General features: G+C 68.4%; 16 protein-coding genes and 1 tRNA gene. 9 read left to right on the forward strand and 8 right to left on the reverse strand.

The features are described 5' to 3' along the window. Nucleotides 1-176: 176 nt before the first annotated feature. The 4 genes from ACFWDI_RS01825 to ACFWDI_RS01840 form a co-directional block, all read right to left on the reverse strand. Nucleotides 177-770, reverse strand: a complete 594-nt coding sequence (locus ACFWDI_RS01825) for a 50S ribosomal protein L25/general stress protein Ctc (protein WP_385300720.1) — start codon at nucleotides 768-770, stop codon at nucleotides 177-179. Between the two features lie 293 nt (nucleotides 771-1,063). Continuing rightward, entirely contained in the window at nucleotides 1,064-2,041 is a 978-nt protein-coding gene (locus tag ACFWDI_RS01830; RefSeq protein WP_385300722.1) for a ribose-phosphate diphosphokinase, read from the reverse strand. A gap of 109 nt (nucleotides 2,042-2,150) precedes the next feature. After that, nucleotides 2,151-3,599 carry a bifunctional UDP-N-acetylglucosamine diphosphorylase/glucosamine-1-phosphate N-acetyltransferase GlmU gene (gene glmU, locus ACFWDI_RS01835; RefSeq protein WP_385300723.1) on the reverse strand — a complete coding sequence of 483 codons (1,449 nt, stop codon included), beginning with the start codon at nucleotides 3,597-3,599 and terminating at the stop codon, nucleotides 2,151-2,153. A 109-nt stretch (nucleotides 3,600-3,708) separates the two neighbouring features. Beyond that, nucleotides 3,709-3,780: transfer RNA gene (locus ACFWDI_RS01840), tRNA-Gln, on the reverse strand. Between the two features lie 237 nt (nucleotides 3,781-4,017). Between ACFWDI_RS01840 and ACFWDI_RS01845 the strand changes: the two genes are divergently transcribed. Beyond that, nucleotides 4,018-5,352, forward strand: coding sequence for a sensor histidine kinase (locus ACFWDI_RS01845; protein WP_385300724.1), 1,335 nt, complete (start codon nucleotides 4,018-4,020; stop codon nucleotides 5,350-5,352). Between the two features lie 235 nt (nucleotides 5,353-5,587). On the opposite strand, the gene ACFWDI_RS01850 is transcribed toward ACFWDI_RS01845, so the two are convergent. After that, on the reverse strand, nucleotides 5,588-6,079 hold the full coding sequence (locus ACFWDI_RS01850; protein ID WP_385300726.1) for an SUKH-3 domain-containing protein: 492 nt from the start codon (nucleotides 6,077-6,079) through the stop codon (nucleotides 5,588-5,590). A 10-nt stretch (nucleotides 6,080-6,089) separates the two neighbouring features. Beyond that, on the reverse strand, nucleotides 6,090-6,596 hold the full coding sequence (locus tag ACFWDI_RS01855; protein ID WP_385300727.1) for a YwqJ-related putative deaminase: 507 nt from the start codon (nucleotides 6,594-6,596) through the stop codon (nucleotides 6,090-6,092). 215 nt (nucleotides 6,597-6,811) lie between these two features. Here ACFWDI_RS01855 and ACFWDI_RS01860 point away from each other — a divergent pair, with 215 nt between their 5' ends. From ACFWDI_RS01860 to ACFWDI_RS01895, 8 genes are all read left to right on the forward strand, one after another. Further along, nucleotides 6,812-7,795, forward strand: a complete 984-nt coding sequence (locus tag ACFWDI_RS01860; protein WP_385300728.1) for an SMI1/KNR4 family protein — start codon at nucleotides 6,812-6,814, stop codon at nucleotides 7,793-7,795. Between the two features lie 7 nt (nucleotides 7,796-7,802). Next, a complete protein-coding gene (locus ACFWDI_RS01865) occupies nucleotides 7,803-10,598 on the forward strand; it encodes an SUKH-4 family immunity protein (protein WP_385300729.1) in 2,796 nt (931 codons plus the stop codon). A 359-nt stretch (nucleotides 10,599-10,957) separates the two neighbouring features. Beyond that, complete coding sequence (locus ACFWDI_RS01870; RefSeq protein WP_385300730.1) at nucleotides 10,958-11,848, forward strand: cellulose-binding protein; 891 nt, start codon at nucleotides 10,958-10,960, stop codon at nucleotides 11,846-11,848. Nucleotides 11,849-11,985: 137 nt separating this feature from the next. Beyond that, nucleotides 11,986-12,345 (forward strand): hypothetical protein, encoded by a 360-nt coding sequence (locus ACFWDI_RS01875; protein ID WP_385300731.1) that lies wholly within the window; start codon nucleotides 11,986-11,988, stop codon nucleotides 12,343-12,345. Then, nucleotides 12,342-16,703, forward strand: a complete 4,362-nt coding sequence (locus ACFWDI_RS01880; RefSeq protein ID WP_385300732.1) for a DUF6531 domain-containing protein — start codon at nucleotides 12,342-12,344, stop codon at nucleotides 16,701-16,703. The genes ACFWDI_RS01875 and ACFWDI_RS01880 overlap by 4 nt, the downstream gene beginning before the upstream one ends. Before the next feature lie 20 nt (nucleotides 16,704-16,723). Next, a complete protein-coding gene (locus ACFWDI_RS01885; protein ID WP_385300733.1) occupies nucleotides 16,724-17,227 on the forward strand; it encodes a hypothetical protein in 504 nt (167 codons plus the stop codon). Nucleotides 17,228-17,284: 57 nt separating this feature from the next. Continuing rightward, on the forward strand, nucleotides 17,285-17,758 hold the full coding sequence (locus ACFWDI_RS01890; protein WP_385300735.1) for a hypothetical protein: 474 nt from the start codon (nucleotides 17,285-17,287) through the stop codon (nucleotides 17,756-17,758). A 5-nt stretch (nucleotides 17,759-17,763) separates the two neighbouring features. Beyond that, complete coding sequence (locus tag ACFWDI_RS01895) at nucleotides 17,764-18,102, forward strand: hypothetical protein (protein ID WP_385300736.1); 339 nt, start codon at nucleotides 17,764-17,766, stop codon at nucleotides 18,100-18,102. A 203-nt stretch (nucleotides 18,103-18,305) separates the two neighbouring features. On the opposite strand, the gene ACFWDI_RS01900 is transcribed toward ACFWDI_RS01895, so the two are convergent. Next, the gene (locus ACFWDI_RS01900; protein WP_385300737.1) at nucleotides 18,306-18,965 is read right to left on the reverse strand and encodes a hypothetical protein; all 660 of its coding nucleotides are present in this window, start codon (nucleotides 18,963-18,965) and stop codon (nucleotides 18,306-18,308) included. A gap of 29 nt (nucleotides 18,966-18,994) precedes the next feature. Beyond that, the gene (locus ACFWDI_RS01905) at nucleotides 18,995-21,280 is read right to left on the reverse strand and encodes a DUF6571 family protein (RefSeq protein ID WP_385300738.1); all 2,286 of its coding nucleotides are present in this window, start codon (nucleotides 21,278-21,280) and stop codon (nucleotides 18,995-18,997) included. Between the last annotated feature and the right edge of the window lie 22 nt (nucleotides 21,281-21,302).

Below are 21,302 nucleotides of genomic sequence, written 5' to 3' on the forward strand. Positions count from 1 at the left end.
CATTCGGCGCTCGCACCCCACCAATCGGCAATCTTAACTGCCGTTACTGTAACTGTTTCTGTATCTGTAACTGTTGTATATTTAATAAATACTGAACGGGGGGGGGGGGCCCCCCCCCCCCCACCCCGTCAAGCCAAGCCAGGCAGAGCCAGGCCAAGCCGAGCAGAGCGTACGGCTCAGGCCTCGGCGGCCTCTTCGCCCTCGCCCTCGCCCTCGGCGGACGGCTCCTCGGCCTGCGCGGCCAGGACCTGCAGGACAACGGTGTCGTCCTCGACGGCCAGGGTCGTGCCGGACGGAAGCGGCACGTCCTTGGCGAGGATGGAGTCGCCGGCCTCCAGGCCCGCGATGGAGACCGTGACGGACTCCGGGATGTGCGTGGCCTCGGCCTCGACCGGCAGGGCGTTCAGCACGTGCTCGACCAGGTACGCACCCGGGGCCAGCTCGCCCTCGGTGTGGACGGGGATGTCGACGTTGACCTTCTCGCCGAGCTTCACGAGGAGCAGGTCGACGTGCTCGATGGAGCCCCTCAGCGGGTCGCGCTGGACCGACTTCGGGATGGCCAGCTCGTTCTTGCCCTCGATGTCCAGGGAGATCAGAACGTTCGGGGTACGCAGGGCGAGCAGCAGCTCGTGGCCCGGCAGCGTGATGTGGATCGGGTCGGAACCGTGACCGTAGAGAACACCGGGAACCTTGTGCTCGCGACGGACGCGACGGGCAGCACCCTTGCCGAACTCCGAACGGATGTCGGCGGCGAGCTTCACCTCGGACATGTGCACTCCTCGTATTGCAGATAGATCTGGTGGCGGTCACCCGGCCACGACAGGCCTGCTACGAAGAGCGCGTCGATAACGGACCGCCGTACATATGAGTACGGCCTCCCTCGCCGAGCAACCCGCACAGTCTACTCGGAGCCCCCCGAGTCACCCAATCGATCAAGAGCCGATGCGCTGCGGACATGCTGCCGACGTGAGGCCGCCGCGTTGCCGACGTGAGGCAGGCATGCGGGCCGCGGGCATGAGAACGGGCCGCCCCCAAGCGGAAGCGGCCCGTTCTCGTAACGTACTCAGCCCTGTTCCTCGAAGAGGCTCGTCACCGAACCGTCCTCGAACACCTCACGCACCGCGCGCGCGATCGTCGGCGCGATCGACAGCACCGTGATCTTGTCGAGCTCCAGGTCGCCCGGGTCGGGCAGCGTGTTCGTGAAGACGAACTCGCTCACCTTGGAGTTCTTCAGACGGTCCGCCGCCGGCCCGGACAGGATGCCGTGCGTCGCCGTCACGATGACGTCCTCCGCGCCGTGCGCGAACAGCGCGTCCGCCGCGGCGCAGATCGTGCCACCGGTGTCGATCATGTCGTCGACGAGGATGCAGACGCGGCCCTCGACCTCACCCACGACCTCGTGCACCGTCACCTGATTGGCGACGTCCTTGTCGCGGCGCTTGTGGACGATCGCCAGCGGAGCGTCCAGGCGGTCGCACCAGCGGTCGGCGACGCGCACCCGGCCGGCGTCGGGGGAGACGACGGTCAGCTTGTTGCGGTCCACCTTGGCGCCCACGTAGTCGGCGAGTACCGGCAGCGCGGAGAGGTGGTCCACCGGGCCGTCGAAGAAGCCCTGGATCTGATCGGTGTGCAGATCGACCGTGAGGATGCGGTGAGCACCCGCGGTCTTCAGCAGGTCGGCGACCAGCCGGGCCGAGATCGGCTCACGGCCGCGGTGCTTCTTGTCCTGCCGGGCGTAGCCGTACGACGGGATGATCACGGTGATGCTCCGGGCCGAGGCCCGCTTCAGCGCATCGATCATGATCAGCTGTTCCATGATCCACTTGTTGATGGGAGCCGTGTGGCTCTGCATCAGGAAGCAGTCGGCACCACGGGCCGACTCCTGGAAGCGGACGTAGATCTCACCGTTCGCGAAGTCGAAAGCCTTCGTCGGCACCAGGCCGACACCCAGCTGATGTGCGACCTCCTCGGCCAGCTCGGGGTGGGCGCGGCCGGAGAAGAGCATCAGCTTCTTCTCGCCGGTCGTCTTGATCCCGGTCACAGCACTGTCTCCTCAGACGTGTTCTCTGGCCACGGACATACTGATCGTGAGCCAGCCGAATTTGTGTGCACGTATCACGGTACGCCGCGTTGGACGCACCCGTTTCCGGTCAGTTCCCCTCGGCGACCTGTTCCGTTGCCACTTGAGCCGCCTGCGCGGAGGCACTGCCGGGGCGCTTCCGAGCCACCCAACCCTCGATATTCCGCTGCTGGCCGCGGGCCACGGCGAGCGAACCAGCAGGCACATCCTTGGTGATGACCGAACCCGCCGCCGTGTACGCGCCGTCCCCGATCGTGACAGGAGCCACAAACATGTTGTCCGAGCCGGTCTTGCAGTGCGAGCCGATCGTGGTGTGGTGCTTCGCCTCGCCGTCGTAGTTCACGAACACGCTCGCCGCGCCGATGTTCGTGTACTCGCCGATCGTCGCGTCACCCACATAGGAGAGGTGCGGCACCTTCGTGCCCTCGCCGATCGTCGCGTTCTTCATCTCCACGTAGGTGCCGGCCTTGGCCTTCACGCCGAGCTTCGTACCGGGCCTGAGATACGCGTACGGGCCGACCGACGCCCCCTCGCCCACCACCGCGGAGTCCGCCACCGTGTTGTCCACCCGGGCACCCGCGCCGACGACCGTGTCCTTCAGCCGCGAGTTGGGGCCGACCTCGGCGCCCTCGGCGAGATGTGAGGCACCCAGCAGCTGCGTACCGGGGTGCACGATCGCGTCCGGCTCGAACGTGACCGTCACATCCACGAGCACCGACGCTGGGTCGACGACCGTTACACCGGCCATCATCGCCCGCTCGAGGAGGCGCTCATTGAGCAGCTTGCGCGCCTCGGCCAGCTGCACGCGGTTGTTGATGCCGAGGATCTCCCGGTGGTCGCCGGCGACGGAGGCGCCGACCCGGTGACCGGCCTCGCGCAGGATCCCCAGCACATCGGTGAGGTACTCCTCGCCCTGGCTGTTGTCCGTACGCACCTTGCCCAGCGCGTCCGCGAGCAGCTGCCCGTCGAAGGCGAAGACACCGGAGTTGATCTCCCGGATCGCGCGCTGGTCGTCCGTGGCGTCCTTGTGCTCGACGATCGCGGTGACGGCGCCGGTGGCGCTGTCGCGCACGATGCGGCCGTAGCCGGTCGAGTCCGGGACCTCGGCGGTGAGCACGGTGACGGCATTGCCGTCGGCGGCATGCGTGGCGGCGAGCGCGGTCAGAGTCTCGCCGGAGAGCAGGGGAGTGTCGCCGCACACGACGACGACGGTGCCCTCGGGGGTCCGGCCGAGCTCCTCGAGCGCCATCCGGACGGCGTGCCCGGTGCCGTTCTGCTCGGCCTGATAGGCGGTGCGGGTACCGGCGTACTGCTCGGTCAGATGGCCCTTGACCTGCTCACTCGCATGGCCGACAACGACGACGAGATGCTCGGGATCGAGCTCGCGGGCCGCGGAGACGACATGTCCGACGAGCGAGCGCCCGCAGATTTCGTGCAGGACCTTGGGGGTCTTCGACTTCATGCGGGTGCCCTCACCCGCTGCGAGGACGACGACGGCTGCCGGGCGGTTGGCGCTCACGGGAATGCCCTTCGGCTTCGGGTGGTGGACATCCGAAGGATACCGGGGGGTTTCGGGGGCGAAATAAGCGCGGGTCCTGACCGTGGAGGTCAGGACCCGAAGTGAGATGCTCCCCCGCCAGGACTCGAACCCGGACATAAGGCACCAAAAGCCTCAGTGCTGCCAATTACACCACGGGGGATAGAACGCGGCTAAACCGGACATTACGTCAGGCCGCCGAATCGGCACCCAACACTATGCCGTACCAAGCGCCTTCTGTGCGACGGTAAAGATCGGCGCTCATGGTGACCGTCCGGGTCGAAAGCCGGCTCGATTCACCAGATCGTGCGATCAACGCTTGTTTCGTGCATGTTCGAACTCCTTCCCTGCTGTCGCACTCCCAGGAAAATGACTCGCGCCCGCCCGTACGCTGGAAGACATGACCGTTACGGGGGAACACCAGGACGGCACGGGCACGACCGCCCGCAGCTGGCTGTGGTGGGGACGGCGGCGCAGTGTCGCCTTGGATGTGGGGCTGGGGCTTGTCTCCGCCTTTGAGTGCGCTCTGGAGGGTGTGGGGTTCGCCGACAAGGCATCGATTCCCGTACCCGTCGGAGTGCTGTTCGGATTGATCGTCGGGTCCGTGCTGGTGCTGCGGCGGCGCTGGCCGATCGCCGTGGTGCTGGTGTCGATCGCGACCACGCCCGCCGAGATGGGCTATCTGATGGGCGTGGTCGGGCTCTACTCGCTCGCCGCCTCCGAGGTGCCGCGCCGGATCACCGCGACACTCGCCGGGATGTCGCTGGCCGCGACGATGATCGTGACGTTCGTACGCGTACGGCAGGAAGTGTCGTCCGCGGACTTCGATCCGGAGCCCGGAGCCTGGTACGTACCGACGATGGCCGGCTTCATGGCGCTCGGGCTGACCGCGCCGCCCGTGCTGTTCGGCCTCTACATAGGGGCCAGGCGGCGGCTGATGGAGAGCCTTCGGGAGCGCGCGGTCAGCCTGGAGCAGGAGCTGTCGCTGCTGGCCGACCGGGCCGAGCAGCGGGCGCAGTGGGCGCGTACCGAGGAGCGGACCCGGATCGCGCGGGAGATGCACGACGTCGTGGCGCACCGGGTGAGCCTGATGGTGGTGCATGCGGCAGCTCTGCAGGCGGTCGCGCTGAAGGATCCGCAGAAGGCGGTGAAGAATGCGGCGCTGGTCGGGGACATGGGACGGCAGGCGCTCACCGAACTACGCGAGATGCTCGGCGTGCTGCGGGCCGGGGAGAGCGAACAGCGGGTGGTGACTCCGGTGCCGCTGGCAGCTGTCGGTGCCGCCGCGGCGGCGGCTGCCGCGGCCGCGGCCGAGGACGGGCCGTGTCTCGCGGATCTCGAGGGTCTGGTCGGGCAGTCCCGGCAGGCGGGAATGGTCGTGGAGCTCGCGGTGCAGGGTGAGGTGCGGGAGTACGCGCCGGAGGTGGAGCAGACCGCGTACCGGGTGGTTCAGGAGGCCTTGACGAACGTCCACAAGCACGCGGCCGGCGCGAAGGTGATGGTGCGGCTCGCGCACCGTGGCGCTGAGGTCGCGATGCAGGTGGAGAACGGCGCTCCGGACGCGAGTGGCGGTGACGCGGCCGCGCGGCTGCCGAGCGGTGGCAACGGCCTGGTGGGGATGCGGGAGCGGGTGATGGCGCTGGGTGGGGTGTTCGTGTCCGGGCCGACGGACGCGGGCGGCTTCCGGGTGTCCGCGGTGCTGCCGGACCGGGACGGGTACGCCGAGCAGGTCTGAGGCGGTGGGGCTGGGCTGGTACGGGTGTGGGCCGGCGGCCCGGTTCGGGCTCCGGTCCCGGCTCGGGTCCCGGCTCGGGTGCGGGCCGGCGGTCCGGTTCGGCGGTCGGCTCGGCTCCAGGTTCCGGGCCCGGTCCCGGTCCCGGTTCGGGTGCGGGCTCGGTCCCGGCTCGGATCAGGCTGGGGTCGCGGCCGGGGGCCTCGCGGCGGCGCTCGGTGGCCGTCGCCGCGGTCGCTCAGCCCAGGGTCAGGCGGACCGGCTGCACGCCCGTGACCAGGGTGGCCAGCGCCTGGTCGATGTCCGGCCCGAGGTACCAGTCGCCGGTGTGGTCGAGGCTGTAGACCCGGCCCTCGACATCGATGGCCAGTACGGCCTGGCTGTCGCCCTCCTCCCCGAGCGGCGAGACCTCCGTGTCGAGCGCGCGCCCCAGGTCCGCGAGAGTGCGCGCGAGGTGGAGCCCGGCAAGCGGGTCGAAGTGCACCGGTATGGGCGCCGTGTGCCGTCCCGGACCGGGCGCTGTCACGCGCAGTCCGCCGAACTCCGCCCAGGCTTCGACGGCCGCCGGGAAGACCACATGCCGGTGGCCCGCCGGTGAGGCGTACGAGCGCAGGGTGTCGGCCCAGTGCTCGGCCTGCTTGATGTCCCAACGGCCGGGCTGCCAGCCCGCGTCGCGCAGGGCGGCGTCGACGGCGACCGGGAACCGGGTGGTACTGAGGTGGTCGGGCATTGGTGCGGGGTCAGCCGTTCTGGGTCGCGGTCGGGTCGACGGTGCGTACGCCGAAGTGGTCGAGCATCGCCGCGCAGGAACGGCAGGGTGGTGCGTAACTGCCGTGCAGCGGATCGCCGTCCTCGCGGATGCGACGTGCCGTCAGTTTCGCTTGTTTGAAGGTCCGCTTCGCCTCGCTGTGGCTCAGTGGCTTGCGCTGGGCCCGCTTCGAGCGCTGAGTTTCCGCGGCGGTGAGATGCCGCGAGAGCAGGATTGCCTCCGGACAGCGGCCGGTGAAGCGTTCGCGCTGGCCGCTGGTGAGGGTGTCGAGGAAATCCTGTACGAGCGCGTGGAGTACGGGTGGCTGGTCGGCCTTGCCCGCGGTGCAGGTGAGGGTCTCGCCGCGTACGGAGAGTGCTGCCGCCACGGCGGGCAGGATTCCGTCGCGTCGGTGACCCAGTGCGGGCGGGCGGCCGGTGTCCGTACTGCTCCAACTGAGGCGTGGATCACCTGAAGCATTTGGTTGCGCTGTGTGCATGGTGTGCTCGTTCCCTCCCTGCACTCCCCCGAGTTGCGGGACAGCCTGCCAAATGGGACGGGTGGTGTGGAAGCTGGGGGCTGAAACGTGTCGCCTCTTCGTCATTCGGTCACTTGTATGTGACCCTTCGTGATGGAAGCGGAGCGTCGGTCCTCCCTATTGCCCCACCGCATAGGCTGTCCTGAACCAGCCAGAAGCAGCAGGGGGCATCCGCCATGACGACAGGTCGGCTCGGGCAGCAAGCCGCGCCACCGAATGCGGCCTACGCCGGGCAAGTCGTGACCTTCCCGGACCCGGTCCGGGCGTCCCGCCACCCCAGGGGTGTGCGTGTGGACGACAACGGCTATCCGGTCTTCTCGCCTTACGCGCGTGCCGCCGCAGAGATCGCGGAGCCCCCGGAGGGCTTCGGCGTGGACGAGCTGCGGCTCACCGATTACGTATCGGCGAATGCGGCGCTGCACGCCGACGGTCATGCGCTGTGGGACACGATTCCTTCGGTCGCCACTCCGCACGGCTGGACCTGGCACCACGTGCCGGGCACCCGTCGGCTGGAGCTGGTGCCCGTCGAGGTGAAGGCGCTGCTGCGGCATCACGGAGGTCTCGCGACGACGCCGGTGGACCAGAGCAAGCGGGGTACGCGTCCGCTGCAGGAGACCCGGCCCGCGCATTTCGGTCTGCCGAAGGGCGTTGTGTCGGTGAGCGAGCAGCAGCTGCTGAGTGTCGAGGAGGATCTGGGCTACCGGTTGCCGGGGGCGTACCGCTCCTTCCTGAAGGCGGCGGGCGGTTGCGCTCCGGTCGGGGCGGCGCTCGACGCCGAGCTGGGGCTGCTGGTCGACCAGCCGTTCTTCACGGTGCGGGACGAGGCCGCGGTCAATGACCTGCTGTATGTCAACAAGTGCCTGCGGGACCATCTGACCAAGGATTACTTGGGAGTTGCGTTCGTCCAGGGCGGGATTCTGGCGGTGAAGGTCAGGGGCTCGGCAGTCGGCTCGGTGTGGTTCTGCGCGTACGACGACGCACGGGATCAGAACGGCTGGAGCGTGCAGGAGCGCGTGGAGCGGCTGCTGCTGCCGTGCGGCGACGACTTCGACGGTTTTCTGCAGCGTCTGGCGGGCAATCCGCCGGAGTTGGAGACCGTGGCGAACCTGATGGTGGACGGCGGCTTCGCGCGCGCCGTCCCGATCTCGGACGAGGGGTGACGGTCCGATGGTGACCTTCGCGCAGGCGCAGGAGCGCGCGGAAGAGTGGGTCAACGGCGATGTGCCCGCGTACCAGCATCGTGAGGTGCGGGTAAGGGAGTTCGAGCTGGGCTTTGTGGTGTGGGCGGAGGACCGCGAGGGCGGGGCTCGTTCGGACGGCGGGCAGCAGCGACTGGTGATCGCCCGGGACAGTGGTGAGGCGACGCTGTGGCCGGGACTGCCGGTGGGTGAGGTGATCCGCCGGTACGAGGAGGAGTACGGGATACAGGAGGAGGCCGCGGCCGCGCCGGAGCCGCCGCAGCGTATCGATCTGAATCAGACGTCGTTCCTGTTGAGCCCGCCGGAGTGGCTCCAGGAGGCGGCGGACAAGATCGGGATCCCGGACCGCAGGTCGCCGGAGCGCGCTTCGGGTGTGGCGTCCGGTGCGGCTTCGGACACGCCTTCAGGTTCTCCTTCGGGGACGCCTTCCAGTACGCCTTCGGGGTCGCCGGAGCCTGCGGGTGCGGGTGCGGCTTCGCGCGGGCCGTCTGCGGGGGCCGACTGGTCCGCCCCCGCGTCACCTGCGCAGGACAGCAACGCCTCGCAGGCGGGCGGGAGTTCGTCCGCGCCCGGCTCGGCGTGGCCCGAGCCCGGTTCCTCCGGCGGCAATGCCTCGCAGGGCGGGTCCGTGTGGCCCAGCGCCGGTGGTGGCGGCGACTACGAGCCGACGGCTTCCGAGGGTGTGCCCGCCACACCGTCGGGAGCGACTCCGTGGACGGACACCAGCGCCGGTTCCGAGGACGCGTCCGTACCGCTGCCGGCCACGGTGTTCGCGCCGCCGATCTCCGGGACCGATGGCGATGACGCCCCGCCGCCGGTCACCGGCGCGGAGGCGCCGACCGCGCTGATGTCGGGCGGCAGCCAGCTGCCGCGGACCGCGGTCGCCCCGGCGCTGGGCCCGCAGCCTGGCGGGCCCCAAGCGCCGCAGGCTCCGCATGCGCCCCAGCCGCAGGCTCCGCATGCGCCTCAGACACCTCAGACACCTCAGACGCCTCAGTCGCCGCCGCCCGGTGCGCCCCCGCGCCCGGGCGCGGGGGCCAGTGACATCGCGGATGCGGCGACGAGCAAGGCGGTCGTAACGCCGCGCGCCTCGCGCGGCAGCGGCCCCACGACTCCGCCGCCGCCCGGTGCTCCCGGTACTCCGGGTGCGCGGCCGGGCGCGACGCCGCCGCCGTCGGGTCCAGGTGCGCCCGGTGCTCGGGCGGGCGGCTATCTGCCGACGCAGCTCGTCTCGCAGCTCGGCCCGGAGGGCTCGCAGCCGCCCGGTCCGCCTGCTCCTCCCGCTCCGCCGGGTGGTGGCGTCCACCATGCGGCGACCATGCTGGCGGACCCGAGCCAGATGGGTGGTCCCGGTGGTCCGGGTCGTCCGGGTGCGCCTCAGCCGCCCGGTCCGCCGGGGGCTCCGGGTACGCCCGGGGTTCCGCAGCCGCCCGGTCCTCCTGGTGCGCCGACGCCGCCCGGTCCTCCCGGTGGTGGCGTCCACCACGCCGCGACGATGCTGGCGGACCCGAGCCAGACGGGGGCTCCGGGTGCGCCCGGGGTTCCGCAGCCGCCCGGTCCTCCCGGTGCGCCGACGCCGCCCGGTCCTCCCGGTGGTGGCGTCCACCACGCCGCGACCATGCTGGCCGGACCGGCCCAGATGGGTCCGGGCGCGCCGCAGCCGCCCGGCCCGCCCGGTGCACCTTTCGGCGCACCTCCCGGCGCTCCGCCCGGTCCCGTACCGCAGGCGCCGCTGCCGCAGCAGGGTGGTCAGCCGCCCGCCTACGGCTATCCGCAGCAGCCGAGCGGCATGCCGACCGTCGGCCCCGGCTATCAGGCCGTGCTGCGCTACCGCGCGCCCGACGGCTCCGAGGCCCAGTTGATCCGCCGTTCGGCGCCCGGGACTCCGCATCCGGAGTGGCAGATCCTGCACGAGCTGCGCGCCATGAACGTGCCGCCGCAGCAGGTGCTCGAGCTCCACACCGAGCTGGAGTCGTGCGAGCTGCCCGGCGGCTACTGCGCCCGGATGATCCGGGAGACCTGGCCGCAGGTGCGGATCACCTCCGTCGCGCCGTACGGCAGGGATCACGCCAGCCGGCAGCAGGGCATGCAGCATCTGCTCACCCACCAGGGTGAGTTGCACCAGGTCGCGGACGGTCCGGCGCGCCCCGCGCCGGTCCGGGCCCCGCTGCCGCAGGTGCCGCCGGCCCCGCCGATTCCTCCGGAGGGGATCGCGCAGGAGCTGGTGGCCGCGTTCGGCCCGCAGGGCATCTGCCGGTTCGACCAGCGGGCTGTCTCGCGTCAGGGTGTGCCGGAGGTCGTGGCGGCCACTCTGGTCTGGGCGGGTCTGCCGGGCGACTTCAACCCGTTCTTCTGGGCGCAGCCGGCCCAGCCGGTCGTTCCGACCCTGGCGGAGCTCGCGGCGCAGCGTCAGCTGCAGCCGGCGGCGGACGCGGGCTCGTACCTGGTGGTGGGCAGTGACTTCGGCCGGGCGATCTGTGTCCAGTACGGCACGGCGCACATTGTGGCCGTACCGGTGGAGGCGGGGCCCGGCGGCCAGCCGGTGGCGCCGCAGTTCGTGAACAGCGGCCTTCCGGAGTTCGTACGCTGCCTGGCGCTGCTCGGCCGGATGTGGCGGCTGCGCTTCAGCCTCAACCCGGAGCAGGCCGGCCGCTGGACGGTCGATTTCCAGGCGCAGCTCGCGGCCCTGGACCCGGCGGCGCTGGCGTCGCCGGAGAGCTGGTGGTCGGTGCTGCTGGAGCAGATGTGGGACGGACTGCTGTAAGGCGACCGTGTGGATGACTGAGGCGCCCGGCCTGTACGACACAGGCCGGGCGCCTTCTTGTCTGCCGCCGCGCGGGAGGGTGTTCCGCCGGGCCGGGAGCTGACCACAGAGAGCCTCACCAAATCTTCACGTACATGACGCTCACTCAGGCACCGGGGACGGGTTGGCAGGAAGGGCCGACGACGTACGGAGAGTCAACGGCATGCTGAGCGGCCTGTTGTTTGTCCTGTTTCCGGCTTCTTTCGCCGAATGATGCATTCTTGACCAGTATCGACAGGTGGAGTGTCGCGTTATGAGCACTTCGCTGAGATCTAGCAGGATGTGCGCCAATTGCGTTGTGTGTCGGAGAGGCTTGAAGGATGAGTGCTGCATCGGTGTCACCTCACGGCTTCGTAGCCGTACGGGGCCGTGGCTACCACGTGAAGGAGACCGACGCCTACGTCACCGCTCTGTCCCAGGACCGCGACGACGCCTGGGAACGTGCCGCGCGTCTCACCGTCCTCGCCAGGGAGATGGAGGCGGAGGCCGTCAGCCTGCGCGAGGTCGTCTCGGCGCTCACCCCGCAGACGTACGAGAGTCTCGGCAGCCGCGCCCAGTACCTGCTGGCGTTGACCGTGGAGGAGGCCGAACGCCTGCTGGCCGCGGCGCGGGACGAGGCCCAGGCCGTGTGGGACGCCGCCGACGCGGACGCTCGCCAGGCGCGCGAGGAGGCCCGTGAGTATGCCGAGGCGCTCCGGGCGGACTCCGAGGCGCGCGCCCGGCAGCTCGCACTCGCCGCGCAGGCCACGGCCGACGAGACCCGTATCGAGGCCCGCCTCGAGGTGAAGGAGCGGCGCGGCGAGGCCGTGGCCGCCTGGAAGGAGATGCGCCGCCGCTCCGAGGGCATGCTGGCCGACCTGGAGCAGGAGCAGGCCGAGCGCTTGGAGGCGATGGAGCGCGAACTCGCATACCACGAGCACGAGTTGGACGCGCGCCATGCCGAGCTGGCCGCGTACGCCGAGGCCGGACTCGCCGAGGCCACGCGCACCTTCGCCGAGGCGGAGGAGAACACCCGCCCCGGCCAGGAGGACGCGGAGGCACGAGCCGCCGCGCTGATCGCCGAGGCGAGGGCCCGCGAGGAGCGGATCGCGCGCGAGACGGAGCGGGTGCTGCGCGAGCACGAGAGGTCCCGCGAGGAGATGGACGCGCATATGGCGCACATCCGCAACAGCTTGGCGACGCTGACGGGCCGCGCGGCGGCGGAGGGCTGAAAGGCCCTGCGCCGCACGTGTGTTCGCGCACCTTTGTGTCATCCATTGCCCTGGCATGGTCATCACATGGGCAAATCTTGATCGCGCTCTTCTAGGGTCGGGATTCGCAATGCGTGAAGACAACGGGGGTGCTTCGCATGGGCGATGGCAAGGGCGACGGCAAGGTCCTGGAAATCAACACGGCCGACATCAAGTTGACGGCGCCGGTCTTCCACCATCAGGCCAAGAACCTCAGCACGGCCTTGACGACGCTGGTCACCACCCTGGACGGGCTTGGTGCCCCCTGGGGAGACGATGAGCCGGGCAAGAAGTTCTACGACGCCTACCATCCCCAGCAGAAGGCCATCGAGCGGGCCGCCGGCATCCTCGTCCTCGGACTGACCAGCATTCATGAGGCGATGTCGGACATGGCGGACGGGCATGTCGACAACGAGCAGTTGATCGCCGGGATGTTCACCAAGGCGAAGGCGAAGATCGACGGCGAGGGTGCCAAGTGAGCGTCGAGGACGAGGCCAAGGAGATCCTGCTCAAGCTCGGCATGTGGTGGCCCGACGCCGATTCCGGCACCCTGCGCAAGGCCGCCGATGCCTGGCGGGCCTTCGCCGGTGCCGTCGACGACGTACGTACCCCGGTCAACAACGCGGCCGCATCCCTCATCCACAACAACAAGGGTGAGGCGATCGACGCGTTCGAGGTGTTCTGGGAGCGCTACGCCAAGGGGAAGGACGCGGGCTGGCTCAGTGACATGGCGAAGGCGGCCCGCAAGATGGCGGAGATGCTGGACAAGCTCGCCGGCGCCGTCGATGACGCCATCAACAAGCTTCAGACAGAGCTCACCATCGACGCCACCATCATCGTGGCAGGCCTCGGGCTCGCCTGGTTCACGGCGGGCATATCGGCGGGGGCTTCGGCGATAGCAGCCGAAGCCATTCTCGAACTCGCCGGCACGCTGGGAGTCGCCGTCACGACCACGGTCGCCGAAATCGCCGCGGGCACCGTGGTCGCCGCGGCCTTCGGCGGCGTGGAGTCGGTGGCCATCGACCTGGCCGTAGCCCAGCCAATGAAGATAGCCACCGGGCTGCAGAAGGGCTTCAGCCTGGACGAGATCAATGCCGCGGCGAAGGACGGCATGATCTACGGCGGGGCGTTCGGCGGAGCGAGCGGTTTGGCGAAGGCCGGAGCCGAGGGGAGCTTGTTCGGGAAGTTCAACGAAACGCCCCTGATGCTGCGACCGCCGACTCTGCGGCCCGACCTCGTTGAACTGGGGCCTGCGGCCCGCCCGGCCAAGAAGACGCCGTGCGTCGGAGAGCCGATCGACGTGGCGACCGGCGCCATGCTGATGACGCAGACCGACCTCACGCTGCCGGCGAGCCTCCCGCTGGCCTTTGAGCGTACCCACCTGTCCACGTACCGGGCGGGAATGTCCTTCGGCCCCACCTGGGTCTCCACTCTCGACGAGTGCATCCAACTCGACGCCGAGGGCGTCGTGTTCGCCGCCGCGGACGGTATGCGCCTCGTCTATCCGGTGCCGCAGGTGAGTGAACCCGTTCTCCCGGTGAAGGGCGCCCTGTGGCCGCTGGAGTGGGACGGCAAGCCCGACGGCGTCATGACCATCACCGACCCGGTCTCCGGGGTCGTACGAAGCTTCAGCAGTCCCGTTCCCTCGGACACGCTCGGAACTGTCCATCTCCCTGTGGACAGCTGGCACGACCGCAACGGCGCCCGCATCGATGTCGAACGCACTGCTGACGGCATCCCCACCGCGCTGCGCCACTCCGGCGGCTACTACCTCGCCGTCGACACGCAGGGCCCGCGCATCACCGCCCTGCGCCTGCTCGACGAGACCCCGTCACGGTACGAGCCGACACAGCACAACGGCGGCGGTACGGTCGTGATGCGCTACGGCTACGACGAGGCCGGCAACCTCACCGAAGTCATCAACTCCAGTGGCGAGCCCCTGCGTTTCACGTATGACGCGGAAGGCCGGGTCGCCTCCTGGACGGACCGCAACGGCACCTCGTTCGCGTACTTCTACGACGCCCGCGGCCGCGTCGAGCGCACAGAGGGCAGCGACGGCTTTCTCTCCGGGGCCCTCGCCCATGACGACGAGTCGCGCACGACCACGTACACCGACTCTCTTGGACGGCGGTCCAAGCACCGGTACAACTCCGAGGGCCAGGTCGTCGAGGAGACCGACCCGCTCGGCCACACGACGCGCACCGAGTGGCACGAGCGGGGCGACAGGCCGCTCTCGGTCACGGATCCGCTGGGCCGTACGACGCGCTACGGCTACGACGACACCGGCAACCTCACCGCGCTGACCCTGCCTGATGCGTCCGAAGCCCGGGCGACATACAGCACGCTCGGCCTGCCGACCGAGGTCGTCGAGCCCGGCGGTGCGACCTGGCGCCACACATACGATGAACTCGGCAATCTGCTGACCACGGTCGACCCCGTCGGCGCCGAAACACGGTGCAGCTACGACGAGTTGGGTCGATTGTCCGCGATCACCGACGCCCTCGGTCATACGCGCACCATCACTTCGAACGCGGCCGGCCTGCCCATCGCCGTGACCGACGAGCTCGGGCATGTGACGGCGGTGCGCCGGGACACCTTCGGCCGGGTCATGGAGGTGACCGACCCGCTGGGTCATGTCACCCGCATGGGCTGGACGACCGAAGGCAAGCCGGAGTGGCGCCAGTACGCGGACGGCACCCGGGAGTCCTGGACCTGGGACGGAGAGGGCAACCTGCTCTCCCACACCGACCCGGCGGGCAATGTCACCCGCCACACCGCCACCCACTTCGACGTCCCTGCCACTCGGACGGATCCGGACGGTACGACGTACGGCTTCGCGTACGACACCGAGATGCGGCTGACCGGGGTCACCAACCCGCAGGGCCTGACCTGGTCGTACGCCTACGACGAGGCGGGCCGTCTGGTCGCGGAGACCGACTTCAACGGCCGGACGCTTGCCTACACGCACGACGCGGCGGGCGGCCTGGTGTCGCGTACGAATGGCGCGGGCGAGACGCTGCGCTTCAGTCGGGACGTGCTCGCCCGCGTGACGGAGCAGCGGACCGATGCCGGTGACATCACCACGTACGGATACGGCCCGACGGGCCATCTGGCCCGCGCGGTGGGCGCGGACGCGGAAGTCGCCATCGAGCGGGACGCGCTGGGCCGCACCCTCACCGAAACCGTCGACGGCCGTACGACCACCTACGCGTACGACGTCCTGGGCCGCCGGACCCAGCGGGACACCCCGTCCGGGCTCACCTCGGAGTGGACCTACGATCCGGCAGGCCGCCCCACCGAACTCCGCTCCGACGCCGGTTCGCTGTCCTTCACGTACGACGCTGCGGGCCGCGAGACAGAACGCCGCCTCGGGGAAGACGTCACCCTCAGCCAGACCTGGGATGCGACCGACCGCCTCGCCACCCAGTCCCTGACGGCGCGCCAGGAGGACGCGGACCGGCTCCTCCAGCATCGCGCCTACGCCTACCGCGAGGACGGCTACCTCACCGAGATCCGTGAACTGACCTCCGGCACGCGCCGGTTCGACCTCGATCGCATGGGCCGGGTCACGGGCGTTCGGGCGCACGGCTGGACCGAGACGTACGCCTACGACGTGGCGGGCAACCTCGCCCACGCCACGGCCCCCGAGCACGAGTCCCCGGGCGACCGTGAATTCGACGGCACCCTCATCCGTCGTGCGGGCCGCACTTCGTACGAGCATGACGCCCAGGGCCGCCTGATCCGTAAGACCCGCAAGCTCGTCAACGGGCAGCAGCGGACATGGACGTACGCCTGGAACGTGGAGGACCGCCTGGTCGAGGCGATGACCCCGGACGGCGAGCGCTGGCGGTACACGTACGATCCGCTCGGCCGCCGAATATCCAAGCAGCGCCTGGCGGACGACGGCTCGGCCGCCGAGCGCACGGACTTCAGCTGGGACGACACCCGCCTGGCAGAGCAGAAGGCCTCCGACGGCAGGGTCACCACCTGGGACTACGCTCCCGGCACCCATCGACCCCTCACCCAGACCGACCACAAGCCACTGGTCCGTGAGCCGGGCGGATCCCTACTCTCCAAGTTGGCCGAGGACACGTCGGCCGACTACGGCACCCGCTTCCACGCGGTCATCACGGACGCCATCGGCACGCCGACCGAACTGGTCACGTCGCATGGCGAATTGACCTGGCAGCGCCGCACGACGCTCTGGGGCACGGTCTTCCCCGCCCCGACGGACACGGCGTCCGTGGACTGCCCTCTGCGCTTCCCGGGCCAGTACGCAGACCCCGAAACGGGCCTGAACTACAACTACTTCCGTTACTACGACCCGGAGACGGCCCGCTATCTGTCGGGCGACCCGCTGGGACTGGCACCGGCTCCCAACCCGGCCGCGTACGTCCTCAACTCGCACACCTGGTCCGATCCCCTTGGACTGAGCCCCTGTCCTGCGGGCAAGCCCGGGTACGACTCTCAACCTGCTTTCAAGGACGACCCGTACCACCCGAAGACCGTGGATGACCGAGTCCGGGACATGCGCGATCTCTACGGGATCCGCGACCCTCACGCGGCAGGGATGATCGGGGCCAACGGGCCTCAGATCACGAGCAAGACCCTGTGGAATCAGGGCCCCTACCGGATTGATGTGGAGAATCCCAACCCGGGCCAGCGCCCTGGGCAACTTCACTTCCAGGACCAGAGCAATAAGAGTGCGAAGTACCAGTACAATTTTGAGACCGGGAATTTTGATGGCCTGCCTCGCTCCATCCAGAAGGCGGTTGGAAATAATCCTGGGTTCATTGCGGCCATCAGGAAAGGGCTCGCTGCCCTGGGTGAAGGATAGTTATGCGACTCAATCGGAAGATGGCAGACCTGCTGCGAAGGGTCGATATCTCTCATCTAGGGGAAGGTGATATTCCAGAGCAATTTCTGGATGTTGCCACAGAGGGATGGACGACAAGCGCCGGCGGAGCTCGCGTATTGTCCGCACTGGCCTCCGCGAGCAGCGGGAAGTTCTTCGACGTAGTCCAGGAGGAGTACTCCGTGAATGGCAGAGGGATGATCGACTACGACCTCCCTGTTTCCGGCAACGAAAGAGAGGAGACGCTGCTACGCAGATGTCTGGCCTATTGTTTCGCCTGTCTGGACAAGGCTTCTGAACAACTGGGGAGCAATTCCGTCATGGCGTACGTGTCCATCTCCGCAGGCGGGCTCGACGAGGAGATCCTCACGGCGAACGTCACGTTCTGCGGAGATCATCCCGGGTTTCCTCCTTATGTTGAGGACATCGAGAGCTACCGGGAGGAGGCGCTCATTGAGTTGGTTCCCGGTGATTACGTACATCTCCTGGAAGCATCCGAGGCTTGACGCGTTGCCTATGCCTAACGGGAGGACGCGGCTGGACCGAGTAGTGCGCCTGACCGTATGAAATTCATGAAAGTCGATTGGGATCCTGAACTGGGCGGGTTCAACCTGGACCCAACCGTCTATTTGGCGGAACTCCCGCGAATGCGTGAAGCGTTGCCTGTCGGCGCTCAGGAGTTCGCTTTCGATCCTGGGCACTACAGCATGCGCAGCAGCCGGTGTGTGAAGGACCTGGAGCTGGCCGGGGTCCACGTACCGACGGATAAGAGCGGAGTCCTGACTCTCGAGTTCGCGCCCAATCAATGGAAGCATGATTCGGGCCTTCGGATCCGGTACTCGGGAGTGTCGCACTTCTCGATCGAGTACGAAGGATCAATTGACTGGATGCAGGCAGATGCGGTGCTGCTGGACGAGATCCTTCCGGATGGCGACGGTTGCGTGCATGAAATCGCATTGACGGATGCGTCGATTATTGTTCGCAGTAGGGACTTGCGCGCTGTCTGGGATGTCGCCGAGTCTCTTGGAAAGGTGTAGTAAAAGTGAAACTTGAGACAGTGGCGGAGAACGCTGGATTCGGCCCCGCTCAGGCTGCCGGGGCGCACGCGCCGTCGCCGGTGCTCATCGCCGTTTTCGTGCTGGGCGGCCTGATCGCGGTGTGGTGCGGTGCGAGCTGGGCGTTCAATGTGCGGGGCATAGCTACACGGCGGGCCGAGAACATCAGGCAGCGCTACCTGCTGGGCGGGGCGCAGCTGGGGCAGCTGGACCGGTCGCCCACGATGTGGGCTCAGCCGTGGTACCAACGGCTGATGGGGGCGTTCATGGCCTTCGCGGGCCTGGTGATGGTGCTCGCGGGCGGCGCGCTCTGGCATCTCGGCTGACAGAGGCCCCTGCGCGGCCGGGCAGTGCGCCGGCCGCGCTTCCTGCGGGAGCACGGCCGCGCCGAACTCACCAGCCACGCCGAGGCCGGGTTCTCGGGAGCCGATCGCACCTTCGCGGCGGCGGAGGAGTCCACCCGCCACAGCCCGGGGGTACTGACGAGGGTGCGCGGCGGCGGAGGGCTGAGGTTCCGCCGCCGGGTGTGTCACTTCACCGACGCGGGCGGCTCCGCCGGGACGACCGGCTTGTTCTCGCAGGCGAAGTTGTCCGCCACCACCTGGGCGGAGTGCAGCAGACGGGTGAGATGGACCCGGGCGCTGGCGTCGCCGGTGAGCGTGTCGGCCATCAGCCCTTCGATCGGGATCTCGTTCTCCTGCTTCGCGGGCGTGCCGGGGATCTTGCATTTGACGTACACGCGGTAGCGGACCACCCCTTCATTGTCCTTCCCGTGGACAAGCTTGACGCCGGAGTTGACCAGTGTCTCGACTGTCTTGTCGCCGGTTGAGGAAACGTCATCGAAACGGGTGTCGAATGTGAAGTAGGAGGGTCCGAAACGGATTTCGAGCTCCTTGCGTTCATCCGCGACGTTCGTCCTCGCCAGGCAGACATCGGCCCTCTGGAATATGCGGACTCCGGTTTTCTCCGGGTCCCAGTTCTCCACCTGCCGGTAGAACAGCGCACGCGCGCTCTTCAGATCGTCGGGGACCTTCAGGCGTGCCTTGCCTCCCGTGCGGTCCTTGAGCCATTTCAGTCCGGCGTCGCCCAGGAGTGCGTTGCAGGTGGAGTCGTCGGGGGCAGCCTCCTCGACCGTGCCCTTACCCTTGTCAGCTGTGCATGCGCCCGCACCCAGCAGGAGCACGGCCATGGCGGCAAGCGTGAGATGCCTTTTCATGGTCACCAGCCCCGGGCGTCATCAGTGTCGCCGATTTTGCCGCCGTCGTTGTACTTGGTCTCAGCCTGCAAGGCCCAGGATTCGAATTCCTTCCCGCTTATCCCGTGTTCCTCTGCGTAGTTCAGGAGAGGGATCATCGCGTTTCTTGTTCCGTCTTCCTTGGCCTTGGCGATGCCGACGACCGAATCGTCGTAGTTGTCGTACTCGTTGTCCTTGAGCCACTGGAGTGTGTTCGTGGAGACTTGGGTATTGGCTGCGCCCCCGATCGTCTCGATGGCAAGGGGGACGGCGACCAGCGCTGCCCCACCGGTGGGGACGATCATGGCGGTTGCGACGCCGACACCGACGCCGATCGCGGCCTCGCCGGCGAATTTGCGCCACTCACCCTGCTTTTCGAGTTCCAGATTCCTCTGGGTCTTGTCATCGGCGAATTCCTTGCCGATGGCCTCGGCGCGTGCCTCATCCAGAAGCCCGTGCATCCTGACGCTCTTCAATCCCGCGTTCATCGCGTCGTCGCGGTTGTCGCCGTGTGCGGCCATCGAGCTGGCGCCGTACACCTGCTGGGCCGTGGAAACAGTCTCGTACGAACCCTCGTCGGAGGCCAGGGCGCGCAGGAAGCTTGTGCTGCTCGTCCCTCCGAAGTCATGGAGACGACCCGCCTTGGCTCCGTAGAAGTCGTCCCTGCCCGAAGCCTCGCCGGTGCCTCCCCAGTCGCCCATGGAGTAGTTGAGGCTGTCGATATGGCCGGCCGCCATATTCGCCAGGCTGCCGCGGATCCCGTCCTGCTTGTCGATGGTGTCGGCCGTCTTGTAGTGGTCGACGACCTTGTCCATGAGCAGGGTGCGCTGGTCCCGGGCCGTTTTTTCCTCGTCGGTGTTCATCGGCGGGACGGACGGAGGGTCCTGGTCGTACGCGTAGCCGAGCGTCCCCGACTCCAGTGCGTGGCCCAGGTTCTTGAACCCCGTCGTCTTCCCGTCATCGTCCGTCGGCCACTCGCGCGCGCCCTCGCCGTCCTTGTCGACCAGGTAGTCCCAGTTGTTCATCGCGTCGTCGCCCTTGCCGGACGAGCCGTTGAAGAACTGCAGGGAGGCTTCCGGGTTGTGGCCGAGCGCCTCCATCAGGTTGGCCACCGGGTCGCTGTCCGGCTTGGTGCCGCCGGGCGGGTAGGAGAGCTGGGCCGGGTTGAAGCGGTTCTCCCAGAGCTCTTTCGGGCCGCCCAGCACCGGGTCGTCGGACTTGCGCTCGAACTCGAGCATCCTCTCGCCGTACTTGTTGAGGAACGCCGTGTCCCACTTGCCCTCCGTCATCAGGGGGCCGAGGACCTGGTAGCCGTACGGGGCGCTGGGAATACCGGTCGATGCCTTGATCGGGTCGTCGCCCAGCTCGATCATCCGGTCCTTCCACGCCTGCATGGCAGGGGTGTCGACACGGGTGGCATTGGCGAGGGTGATGCCCAGGTTGTCCTGCACCCCGGCGAGGAGCTTCGCGCGATCGCCGTCCGGGTCCGGCGTACGCCCCATACCCGGGTCGGCGATGCTGCGCCAGAACTCGAGAGTGCCCTCGGGGCCCAGCTTTGTCGCGAACCGCTCGGCGAAGGCGGGGTTGTCGCGGTGGTACTTGGCGACCTCGTTGAAGTGCTTCAGATCGGCGTCGGTCATCTTGTCGCGCTTGGCGGTGAGCCTCGCCAGTTCGTCGGCGTCCTCGATGCCCTGCTGCCGGTCAGCGTCCTTGAGACCGCTGTAGCCCTTCTCGTCGAAGTCGTACTTGCTCTCGGCATGCGTGCGCAGCGCCCGCGCGGCGATCCGGTCGGTCTCGTTCGCCGCCTCCAGGATCCTGCCGACCTCGCGTGCCGCCTGGTCGACCTCTTCCTGGCTGGTCTGCTCCTTGGGGCCGCCCTCGACCTCGCGCTGCGGACCGGAGTACATCGCGCTGCCCTTGTCGTCGATGTAGACGTTCTTCTTGGCCCACTTGTCAATCGTGGTCCGCAGGTCGTCCTTGTTCTTCTTCAGATTGCTGTGGGCTTCCTCAAGGATCTTGTGGATGCTGCGGGCCTCGATCACCATGTCGTCGAACTGGCGCGCCGTGGTGGTGGTGAACTCCTTGGTGACGGCGGCGTTGTCGCCCTTCCAGTCCGCGGCGTTGGCCTTGCGCTCCAGATCGGCGGCGTTGATGCCGCCGTCACCCCCGTCGGCGAGGGTGACCAGCTTGCTGAGCATCTGCTGCCACTGAGTGACCGCGGTGTTCAGCTTGCTGAGATTGAGATCCTGCAGTTCCTGGCACGTCACCATGTCGAGCTACCCGTTTCCCCGC

This window comes from Streptomyces sp. NPDC060064 (genome assembly GCF_042736455.1).
GTDB lineage: Bacteria > Actinomycetota > Actinomycetes > Streptomycetales > Streptomycetaceae > Streptomyces.

What these genes read in the sequence shown, in the direction of transcription:
- ACFWDI_RS01825 (WP_385300720.1), bottom strand. Translation starts at nt 770, where the DNA reads ATGTCCGAGGTGAAGCTCGCCGCCGACATCCGTTCGGAGTTCGGCAAG.
- ACFWDI_RS01845 (WP_385300724.1), top strand. Translation starts at nt 4,018, where the DNA reads ATGACCGTTACGGGGGAACACCAGGACGGCACGGGCACGACCGCCCGC.
- ACFWDI_RS01850 (WP_385300726.1), bottom strand. Translation starts at nt 6,079, where the DNA reads ATGCCCGACCACCTCAGTACCACCCGGTTCCCGGTCGCCGTCGACGCC.
- ACFWDI_RS01855 (WP_385300727.1), bottom strand. Translation starts at nt 6,596, where the DNA reads ATGCACACAGCGCAACCAAATGCTTCAGGTGATCCACGCCTCAGTTGG.
- ACFWDI_RS01860 (WP_385300728.1), top strand. Translation starts at nt 6,812, where the DNA reads ATGACGACAGGTCGGCTCGGGCAGCAAGCCGCGCCACCGAATGCGGCC.
- ACFWDI_RS01865 (WP_385300729.1), top strand. Translation starts at nt 7,803, where the DNA reads ATGGTGACCTTCGCGCAGGCGCAGGAGCGCGCGGAAGAGTGGGTCAAC.
- ACFWDI_RS01870 (WP_385300730.1), top strand. Translation starts at nt 10,958, where the DNA reads ATGAGTGCTGCATCGGTGTCACCTCACGGCTTCGTAGCCGTACGGGGC.
- ACFWDI_RS01875 (WP_385300731.1), top strand. Translation starts at nt 11,986, where the DNA reads ATGGGCGATGGCAAGGGCGACGGCAAGGTCCTGGAAATCAACACGGCC.
- ACFWDI_RS01885 (WP_385300733.1), top strand. Translation starts at nt 16,724, where the DNA reads ATGGCAGACCTGCTGCGAAGGGTCGATATCTCTCATCTAGGGGAAGGT.
- ACFWDI_RS01890 (WP_385300735.1), top strand. Translation starts at nt 17,285, where the DNA reads ATGAAATTCATGAAAGTCGATTGGGATCCTGAACTGGGCGGGTTCAAC.
- ACFWDI_RS01900 (WP_385300737.1), bottom strand. Translation starts at nt 18,965, where the DNA reads ATGGCCGTGCTCCTGCTGGGTGCGGGCGCATGCACAGCTGACAAGGGT.
- ACFWDI_RS01905 (WP_385300738.1), bottom strand. Translation starts at nt 21,280, where the DNA reads ATGGTGACGTGCCAGGAACTGCAGGATCTCAATCTCAGCAAGCTGAAC.